The sequence below is a fragment of the Kitasatospora sp. NPDC059146 genome, assembly GCF_042786665.1.
In the GTDB taxonomy this organism is placed as follows: domain Bacteria; phylum Actinomycetota; class Actinomycetes; order Streptomycetales; family Streptomycetaceae; genus Kitasatospora.
This window is the reverse complement of sequence record NZ_JBHZCY010000218.1, coordinates 1-8,311: the sequence shown is the minus strand read 5'-3', so window position 1 is coordinate 8,311 and position 8,311 is coordinate 1. Positions and strand designations below refer to the sequence as shown.

Below are 8,311 nucleotides of genomic sequence, written 5' to 3'. Positions count from 1 at the left end.
GAACCCGGAAGCTAAGCCTCACAGCGCCGATGGTACTGCAGGGGGGACCCTGTGGGAGAGTAGGACGCCGCCGAACAATCATTCAGAGAAGGCCCTGCCGGGTGAACCCGGCGGGGCCTTTTCGCATTTCCGGGTCCGCCCAGGTGTACGTCCGCGGGGAGCAGTAGGCGTATCACCAGGTAGTCCCCCCAATGCGACGTCCGGGCGGACCTGCCCGGACCGGCCTCCGATGGGAGGGCTTGCGCGGGGGGCCGGGGCTAGCCTGGCCCGCATGTACAACGACGGTCTGGTGACGTGCACCGCGCGTGAGCTCGTGATTCGCCGGTACTACTTCCCGTTGGCGTCCGCCAAGCGGATCCCGTACGGGCGGATCCGCGGGCTGCGGCAGGTGCCGCTGACCCGGGTCGGCGGGCGGTGGCGGATCTGGGGTTCCGGGGACTTCGTGCACTACTTCAACCTGGACCTGGGGCGGATCGACAAGAGCGTGGCCTTCGTCGTCGACCTCGGCGCCCGGGTCAAGCCGGTGATCACCCCGGACGAGCCGGACCGGCTGGCGGCGGCGATGGCCGCGCACAGCATCCCGGTGACCAGGGGCTGACCCGGGGCCCCGGTGGGACCGGGGCCGGCCGTCCGTCGGCCCCACCGCTCAGTTCAGTTCAGTTCAGTGCGGCGCGGGGTGGGTGGGGCCAGGTGGGGTGGTGCTGGTCGATCACGTAGTGGTGGCCGTGCTGCCAGCTGCCGTCGGGGGTGGGGCGGGCGTCCGCGAGGTGGGGGTGGCCGAGCGGCAGCTCGGTGTGGCGGTGGTTGAGGGCGTCCGGCTCCCGGGCGGGCCACAGGGCGGTGGCGGCCAGGGCGGCGGCGAGTGCGACCGCGCCCAGGACGACCGCGGTGGCGGGGAGTCCGGCGCCGGCGGCGAGCCAGCCGGCCAGCGGGTAGGTGAGCAGCCAGCAGCCGTGCGACAGCGAGAACTGGGCGGCGAACGCGGCTGGCAGGTCGGGGTCGGCGGCGGAGCGGCGGACCACCCGGCCGCCGGGTGTCAGGACGGCCGAGCCGGCGGCGCCGATCAGGGCCCAGGCGGCGAGCAGGGCGAGCCAGCTGCCGGTGCCGGCCGGGGCGGCGGTGATCGCGGTGACGGCGGCGAGGACGCCGGGCAGGGCGAAGGCGGCGGGCAGCATGACGGACCGGTCGCTGACCCGGGTGAGCAGCCGCGGCAGCAGCAGGGCGGCGAGCATCGAGCCGACGCCGTACGCGCCGAGGGCCAGCGAGACGGCGCCGACCGGGCGGTGGAAGTGGTCGCGGACCACGTTGACGGTGTCGACGAAGACGATGGCGCCGGCGGCCGCCACCGCGAGGTCCAGGGCGAGCAGTGCCCGCAGCCGTGGGGTGGCCCGGAACAGCCGGGTGCCGAACGCGGCCCTGCGGTAGATCCCGTCGGTGCGTTCGACCGGCCGGGGCCTGGGCAGCACGACGGAGACGACCAGGGCGGCGGAGGCGAGGAAGCCCGCGGTCGTTCCGGCGAACAGCCAGTGGTACGGGACCACGGAGAGCAGCAGGGCGGCGAGTGCCGGGCTGAACAGCGATTCGAGGTCGTAGGCGAGCCGGGACATCGACAGCGCCCGGGTGTAGTCGCGTTCGGCGGGCAGCACCTCGGGGATGGTGGCCTGGAAGGTCGGGGTGAAGGCGGCGGACGCGGCCTGGAGCAGGAAGATCAGGACGTAGACCTGCCACACCCGGTCGACGAACGGCAGGGTGAGGGCGACGGCGGCCCGGGTGAGGTCCATGGCGACCATCAGGGTGCGCCGGGGGACCAGCCCGGCGAGGGCTCCGGCGACCGGGGCGATCGTCACGTACGCGACCATCTTGATCGCCAGTGCGGTGCCGAGGACGGCCGAGGCGTCGCTCCCGGCGATCGAGTACGCGAGCAGCGAGAGCGCCACGGTGGCCAGGCCGGTGCCGACCAGGGCGACGACCTGGGCGGTGAACAGGTGGCGGTAGGTGCGGTTGCGCAGCACGCTCAGCATGGGCCCGTCCCGGGGCGGAGGTGGGGGTGGTGGTGCGCCCATCATAGGCAATGCGTGCATACGTGTGCACCTGTTTGTCGGACGGAACGACCTGCGCGGACCGGCCGGGGCTCAGTCGTGCGGGGGGAGGTGCCCGATCTGGTGGTCGGCGACGTTCAGGGCCTCGTCCACCAGCCGGCGCAGGTGCCCGTGGCGCAGCGAGTAGACCACCCGCCGGCCGTCCTTGCGGGTGGCGACCAGCCCGGCCAGCCGCAGCTTGGCCAGGTGCTGGCTGACCGAGGGTCGGGCGGCCCCGGTCGCCTCGGTCAGCGTGGTCACGTCCGCCTCGCCCCGGCCGAGCCGCTCCAGCAGCGCCAGCCGGGTGCGGTCGGCCAGCAGGGAGAGGACGGAGGCGGCGACGTCCAGCCGCGCCTCGGCCCGCTGCTGCGAGCGGTGTGCATCTGCCAGATCGGCGCCGGAGCTCATGCCCGCAGTCTATGGTGTGTGCGCAGGTGCGCTCATGACGAGGGACCGCGTCGGCGGCGGAGGTAGGCCCAGGTGACGGCGGCCAGCAGCGGGCCCCAGAGCAGCAGTGGGGCGTAGCAGGCGACCAGGACGACGGTGTGCCAGTCGCCGGACAGCATCGGGAGGCCGTCGGGCAGCGGTCGGCCCCGGAGGTCGCGGCCGGTCGAGAGCAGCACGGTCAACAGCAGCGTGCCGACGCTGAGCGCGGCGGCGCCCAGCGCGGCCGGGACGACGGCCGCCGCGACCGGGACACGTCGGCCGCCCAGCAGCGGGAGCCGGCGCGGGAGCACCTCGCCCCAGCGGGCGACCAGGCCGAGCGCGGTGAAGGCGAGCAGCTCGGAGACGGCCGACAGCAGGACGACGTACAGCTCCAGCGGCAGCCACCAGGGGAGGCTGCCGGAGTCCTGCACCGCGTCGCCGTCCAGCGGGGCGTGGAAGGTGCAGGTGGCGATCCGCCAGGCGCTGGACGGCAGGACGGTGAGCGGCACCGCCCGGGCGGCGAGCCCGGCCCAGCGCGGAACGCCGGGGACGGGGGTGTGGGCGGCGGCCCAGGCGGTGCGCAGGCGGCCGGTGGCGGGCGGGAGTTGGGCGAGGGCGGTCATGGGGGCTCTCCGGTGCGGCGGGGGCGGTGCCCCAACGCTCGCAGCCGGACCGGGGGTGGGCCTCGGCCGGGAGGAGGAACCGGCTCCCCCGGGGGAGGGAGCCGCCGCCGTCGAGCCTGCGGTCGGTCAGTCGGTCAGTCGGTCAGTCGGTCAGTCGGTCAGGACGGGTCAGCCCGCGCGCTGCTCGACCGGCTGTTCCTCGGCGACGGGCGCCGGGGCCGGTTCGAGGTCGCCCATCCGCGGGATCACGAACAGCGCGGCGAGGATCAGCGCACCGGCGATGACGATCGGGGTGCGGATGCCGACGGTGGAGCCGATCCAGCCGCTGAGGCCCGCGCCGATCAGCATCCCGACCCGGGAGAGCATCAGGTAGCAGCTGTTGACCCGGCCGAGCAGTTCCTTGGGCACGGTCTGCTGGCGCAGCGAGATCGCCTGGACGTTCCAGGTGACCACGCCGAAGTTGCCGAGCGCGAACAGCGGGGCCACCGCGAACACCGAGGGGCTCAGGCCCATCAGCAGCAGCGAGGAGCCCATCAGCACGAAGGCGAGGGTGATCCGGGCCCGCCGGCCCAGCCGCTCGCCGATCCGGCCGGCCACCATGCTGGCGGCGGTGCCGCCGGCCACGCCGGTGGCGAGGACGGCGCCGAAGGCCCAGGTGGGCTCGTGCAGGGTGCGGGTGACCAGCAGCGCCATCATGGTGATGCCGAGGGAGGAGGCGCCCGCGGCCACGGCGGAGAGCGAGGCGACCAGGCGCAGTTGCTTGTGCCCGTACAGCCAGCGGACGCCCTCGCGGACCTCGGCCATGACCCGGCGCTCGGACCGCGCCCGGGGGGAGCCCGAGCGGCCGGTCGCGGCGACCAGGGCGGCGGCGAGGGCGAAGGAGACGCCGTCGACGGTGAACGGGTAGCCGGCCGCGATCGCGAACAGGCTGGTGCCGACCAGCGGACCGATCATCCGGCCGACCAGCAGGCCGCCCTGGAGACGGCCGTTGGCGACGTCCAGCTGCTCGGAGCGGACCACGTCCGGGATGGTCGAGGTGGCGGCGTTCACGAACACCGTCTCCCCGCAGCCGAGGACGAAGGCCAGGGCGGCGAGCAGGGCGAGCGGCGGGGTGGTGGAGAAGACCCAGGCGGCGAACCCCAGCAGGATGGCGGCGCGGCCGAAGTCGATCGTCCACATCAGCCGGCGGCGGTCGAAGCGGTCGGCGATGACGCCGCCGAACAGGGCCATCAGCAGCCAGGGGAGGGATCCGGCCACCGCGACCACGGACACCGCCGAGGGGGAGTCCGAGATGGCCAGGGCGAGCAACGGAAGCGACGAGTCCCGCATGCCGTCGCCGACCGCCGAGATCGACGAGGCCGACCACAGCATGGTGAATTTCCGGCCCAGTTGGGGCCTGGAGCGGTGCGGGGGTGTCGCTGGGCTGGCTGAGGTCACCGACGCAGTATGGCATGACCGCTACATGTTTGGACGCCCTTCACCGACCATTTCCAGCTGGGATCCCGGAGTCCGGAAACCCCCTTGACGAGGGCGGTGAGGCCCCCGCTCGTCAGTGCTGGACGCCGGCGGAGAGCGAGAAGCCGGCGAACTGGGCGCGCTGGGTGCTGGCCGGGCCCCAACTGGTGTCGTGGCCGCCGTAGAAGGTCGAGAACAGCACCCCGCCGAAGGGGATCGAGGCGATGCCGGAGGCGACCCTGGCGGAGTACACCTGGCGGCCGTCGTACCAGACGGTGACCTCGCCGGTGTTCCGGTTCACCGACTGCTCGACGGTGTGCCAGCGGTCGTCGGCCTGGAAGTGCCAGTCGCCCAGGCCCTCGTCCACACCGTAGCCGGTCGGGCCGGAGTCGGTCGGGGTGTAGAGGTAGACCTCGCCGTTGTCGGGGCTGCCGTTGGCACCCCGCCACATGTAGCGGGTGGACCAGCCCGCGCCGTGGTTGCCGCCGGACTCCTGGCCGATCTTCCCGCCGTACAGGCCCGGCAGCTTGCCGGCCTTGCCCCAGTCGCGGCCGGTGGGGAAGCGGAGGGAGTACTTGAGGTCCAGGGTGGGCCCCTGGGCGAGGGCGGACAGGCCGAGCGCGTTCAGGTCGGTGTAGAACTGGCCGCCGCCCGGATTGGGGCAGTCGGTGCAGGAGTTGGCGGAGGAGCCGGCGCCGTACGTCACCTGGAGCGCGGGGCCGCCGTCGGGGGCGGTCCGGTCCTCGACGGCGGTGAAGTCGGCCGCGCCCCAGGCACCTTGGCCCGCGACGCCCCAGGAGCGCTGCCACTGGGCGGTGCCGTAGCCGCGGAAGCCGCCGGTCCAGGCGGCCGAGCCGCTGGGTGCGGGAGCGGCGGTGGCGGAGCCGGTGGGCGGCTGGGTGCGGGCCCCTGCGGGGGTGGCCGCGCAGCCGGCGGCGGCGAGCAGGGCGAGTGCGGCCAGGGCGGCGGTGCGCGCGGAGCGGTGCATCGGTGGCTCCTCGGTCGGCGGTTGATCCGTACAGATCATGCCGCACGCCCGGGTCGGGCTTGGGTAAAGGGCGGGCCAGGGAAGGGGAAAGGGCTGTGGCCGGGTGGGCGGTTCACGAAGGAGGTGAACCGCCCACCCGGCCACAGGCGTTGTAAGAGGGTGGACGGCCCGCCGGGTCAGCCCGCGAGCGTCCGGTGGAGGGCGTCGAGGCCGTCCCGGTAGATGCCGGCGAAGAGCTCCTCGGCCTCGGCGGCGGTGACGCCGTCCGGGGTGAAGCGGCCGGACCACTGGACCTCGGCGAGGTCGTCGTGGCCGGGCACGGTGTGCACCCGGAGGGTGGAGAGGTAGCCGGTGACCGGGAACGGCGCCCGGAGGATGGCGTACGAGTAGTGGCGCGCGGCCTCGTCGAAGCCGACGAGGCGCTCGACGATGACCTCGCCGTCGGGGTTCTTGAGGCTGCGGACGCGGCCGCCCTCGGAGGCGGTGCTCTCCGGGATGTAGGGGAGCCAGTCGGGCAGGGAGTCGAAGCCGCCGATGAGGTCCCAGACCTTCTCGGGGGAGGCGGGCAGGACGCGGCTGACGGAGGTGGAGGCCATGGTGCATCTCCTGGGGGCAGTACGGGGGACGGCGAGGGGGACGGCGTGGGGTGTGCGGCCGGGGCTCAGGCGTCGTGGGGGAGCGGGGCGGCGGGGCTGACCAGGCCGGCGGCCCGCAGGTCGTGCCAGAACGCGGCCGGGACGGTCTCGTTCAGGGCGGCGGTGTCCTCCGCGATCCGGCTGGGCCTGGTGGCGCCGGGGATGACGGCCGCAGTGGCGGGGTGGGCGAGGGAGAACTGCAGCGCGGCGGCCTTGACGGAGACGCCGTGCCGGGCGGTGAGCTCCTTGAGCTCGGTGACCCGCCGGACGATGTGCCCGGGTGCCTGCTGGTACTCGAAGTGGGTACCGCCGGCGAGGATCCCGGAGCTGTAGGGGCCGCCGACGACCATGTCCACGTTCTGCTCCTGGGCCATCGGCAGCAGGCGCTGGAGCGCGTGGTCGTGGTCGAGCAGGGTGTAGCGGCCGGCGAGCAGGAAGCCGTCGGGCCGGGGCTCGTCGAGGGAGAGGGTGAGCTCGATCGGCTCGGTCCGGTTGACGCCCAGGCCCCAGGCCTTGATGACGCCTTCGTCGCGCAGCCGGCCGAGGACGCGGAAGGCGCCGGTGCGGGCCTCCTCGAACTTGGCGAGCCACTCGTCGCCGTGGAAGTCCTGGGCGATGTCGTGGACCCAGACGACGTCCAGCCGGTCGGTGCCCAGGCGCTGGAGGCTGCCCTCGATGGAGCGCTCGGTGGCGTCGGCGGTCCAGACGTGGAGCATCTTGTTGGGGTTGCCGTGCTCGAACAGGCCGCCCTTCTCACCGAGGTCGCGGGCGCCCTCCTCGCGTTCGTCGAGGACGACCCGGCCGACCTTGGTGGACAGCACGTACGCGTCGCGCGGCTTGCCGGCCAGGACCCGGCCCAGGCGCTCCTCGGCGAGGCCGGCGCCGTAGAAAGGGGCGGTGTCGAAGTAGCGGACGCCGTGCTCCCAGGCGGCCTCGACGGTGGCGGCGGCCTCGTCCTCGGGGATCGCGCGGAACATGTTGCCGAGCGGGGCGGTGCCGAAGCCGAGTTTGCCGGAGAGGATGTTCTTGATGGACATGACAATGCCTTTGGGGTTGCTGCCCCGACGGTGGGGGCGGTGGTGTGGTCGTGCGCGGCGGGCGGCCGACGGCGTCGAGCGCCGTCGGCAGGCCGTCGGGGTGCGGGGTCGGTCAGTTGAACTAGTCCGGGTGGGGGCCGGTGCGCAGGCCGCGGTCGGTCGCGGCGATGCCGGCCATGTCCTGCTCGGTCAGCTCGAAGTCGAAGACGTCGAGGTTCTGCCGGATCCGGGCGGGGGTGACGGACTTCGGGATGACGACGTTGCCGAGCTGGAGGTGCCAGCGCAGCACGACCTGGGCCGGGGACTTGCCGGTGCGCTCGGCGATCGCGGTGACGGCCGGGTCGTCGAGGACGGCGCCCTGGGCGAGCGGGCTCCAGGCCTCGGTGGCGATGCCGTGCCGGGCGTGGAAGGCGCGCAGCTCGCTCTGCTGGAGGCCGGGGTGCAGCTCGACCTGGTTGACGGCGGGGACGAGCTCGCTGGTCTCCAGCAGGCGCTGGAGGTGGGCGGGCTGGAAGTTGGAGACGCCGGCGGCGCGGATCCGGCCCTCGGCGGCGAGGCGCTCGATCGCGCGCCAGGAGTCGACGTAGCGGTCCCGGGCCGGGGTGGGCCAGTGGATGAGGTAGAGGTCGACGGTGTCGAGGCCGAGCTTGGCGAGGCCGGCGTCGAAGGCGCGCAGGGTGGCGTCGTAACCCTGGTCGGCGTTCCACAGCTTGGTGGTGACGAACAGGTCCTGGCGGGCCAGGCCGGAGGCGGCCAGGGCGCGGCCGACGCCGGCCTCGTTGCCGTAGATCGCGGCGGTGTCGATGCTGCGGTAGCCGGCTTCGAGGGCGGCGGTGACGGCGGTGGTGGTCTCGTCGTCGGGGACCTGGAAGACGCCGAAGCCGAGCTGGGGGATCTCGACGCCGTTGTTCAGCTTCACGGTGGGGACGGAGGGGGCGCTCATGGTTCCTGGGTTCCTTCGGTGGTTCTGGGGGGGGGGGGGGAGGTGGATGCTCTTATGGATGTCAAGCAGCGATGGTGAGCTGCTCGGTGGTGGTGCTCGGTGTGCTGGGCGTGGTCAGGACTCGGT

Annotated in this window: 9 protein-coding genes and 1 rRNA gene; 2 read left to right on the top strand and 8 right to left on the bottom strand. The window is 73.7% G+C overall.

From position 1 onward, the window contains the following. Positions 1–76, top strand: a 5S ribosomal RNA gene (gene rrf / locus ACFXPX_RS42765); the annotation flags it as partial. 195 nt (positions 77–271) lie between these two features. Further along, complete coding sequence (locus ACFXPX_RS42760) at positions 272–598, top strand: hypothetical protein (protein ID WP_375897148.1); 327 nt, start codon at positions 272–274, stop codon at positions 596–598. A 58-nt stretch (positions 599–656) separates the two neighbouring features. Here ACFXPX_RS42760 and ACFXPX_RS42755 read toward each other — a convergent pair whose 3' ends face one another. The 8 genes from ACFXPX_RS42755 to ACFXPX_RS42720 form a co-directional block, all read right to left on the bottom strand. After that, positions 657–2,021, bottom strand: a complete 1,365-nt coding sequence (locus ACFXPX_RS42755; RefSeq protein WP_380645008.1) for an MFS transporter — start codon at positions 2,019–2,021, stop codon at positions 657–659. A 111-nt stretch (positions 2,022–2,132) separates the two neighbouring features. After that, positions 2,133–2,486, bottom strand: a complete 354-nt coding sequence (locus tag ACFXPX_RS42750; RefSeq protein ID WP_350508582.1) for a metalloregulator ArsR/SmtB family transcription factor — start codon at positions 2,484–2,486, stop codon at positions 2,133–2,135. Between the two features lie 32 nt (positions 2,487–2,518). Further along, positions 2,519–3,127 carry a hypothetical protein gene (locus ACFXPX_RS42745; protein ID WP_380527458.1) on the bottom strand — a complete coding sequence of 203 codons (609 nt, stop codon included), beginning with the start codon at positions 3,125–3,127 and terminating at the stop codon, positions 2,519–2,521. 168 nt (positions 3,128–3,295) lie between these two features. After that, a complete protein-coding gene (locus tag ACFXPX_RS42740) occupies positions 3,296–4,564 on the bottom strand; it encodes an MFS transporter (protein ID WP_380645007.1) in 1,269 nt (422 codons plus the stop codon). 112 nt (positions 4,565–4,676) lie between these two features. Next, positions 4,677–5,570 (bottom strand): polysaccharide lyase, encoded by an 894-nt coding sequence (locus ACFXPX_RS42735; protein WP_380527462.1) that lies wholly within the window; start codon positions 5,568–5,570, stop codon positions 4,677–4,679. A gap of 176 nt (positions 5,571–5,746) precedes the next feature. After that, positions 5,747–6,166 carry an SRPBCC family protein gene (locus ACFXPX_RS42730; RefSeq protein ID WP_380645006.1) on the bottom strand — a complete coding sequence of 140 codons (420 nt, stop codon included), beginning with the start codon at positions 6,164–6,166 and terminating at the stop codon, positions 5,747–5,749. A gap of 65 nt (positions 6,167–6,231) precedes the next feature. Then, positions 6,232–7,242, bottom strand: a complete 1,011-nt coding sequence (locus ACFXPX_RS42725; RefSeq protein WP_380527466.1) for an aldo/keto reductase — start codon at positions 7,240–7,242, stop codon at positions 6,232–6,234. A 121-nt stretch (positions 7,243–7,363) separates the two neighbouring features. Further along, on the bottom strand, positions 7,364–8,185 hold the full coding sequence (locus ACFXPX_RS42720) for an aldo/keto reductase (RefSeq protein ID WP_380645005.1): 822 nt from the start codon (positions 8,183–8,185) through the stop codon (positions 7,364–7,366). Between the last annotated feature and the right edge of the window lie 126 nt (positions 8,186–8,311).

Excerpts from the sequence above, each read along its gene's own strand:
- ACFXPX_RS42760 (WP_375897148.1), top strand. The coding sequence starts at position 272 with ATGTACAACGACGGTCTGGTGACGTGCACCGCGCGTGAGCTCGTGATT.
- ACFXPX_RS42755 (WP_380645008.1), bottom strand. The coding sequence starts at position 2,021 with ATGCTGAGCGTGCTGCGCAACCGCACCTACCGCCACCTGTTCACCGCC.
- ACFXPX_RS42750 (WP_350508582.1), bottom strand. The coding sequence starts at position 2,486 with ATGAGCTCCGGCGCCGATCTGGCAGATGCACACCGCTCGCAGCAGCGG.
- ACFXPX_RS42745 (WP_380527458.1), bottom strand. The coding sequence starts at position 3,127 with ATGACCGCCCTCGCCCAACTCCCGCCCGCCACCGGCCGCCTGCGCACC.
- ACFXPX_RS42735 (WP_380527462.1), bottom strand. The coding sequence starts at position 5,570 with ATGCACCGCTCCGCGCGCACCGCCGCCCTGGCCGCACTCGCCCTGCTC.
- ACFXPX_RS42730 (WP_380645006.1), bottom strand. The coding sequence starts at position 6,166 with ATGGCCTCCACCTCCGTCAGCCGCGTCCTGCCCGCCTCCCCCGAGAAG.
- ACFXPX_RS42725 (WP_380527466.1), bottom strand. The coding sequence starts at position 7,242 with ATGTCCATCAAGAACATCCTCTCCGGCAAACTCGGCTTCGGCACCGCC.
- ACFXPX_RS42720 (WP_380645005.1), bottom strand. The coding sequence starts at position 8,185 with ATGAGCGCCCCCTCCGTCCCCACCGTGAAGCTGAACAACGGCGTCGAG.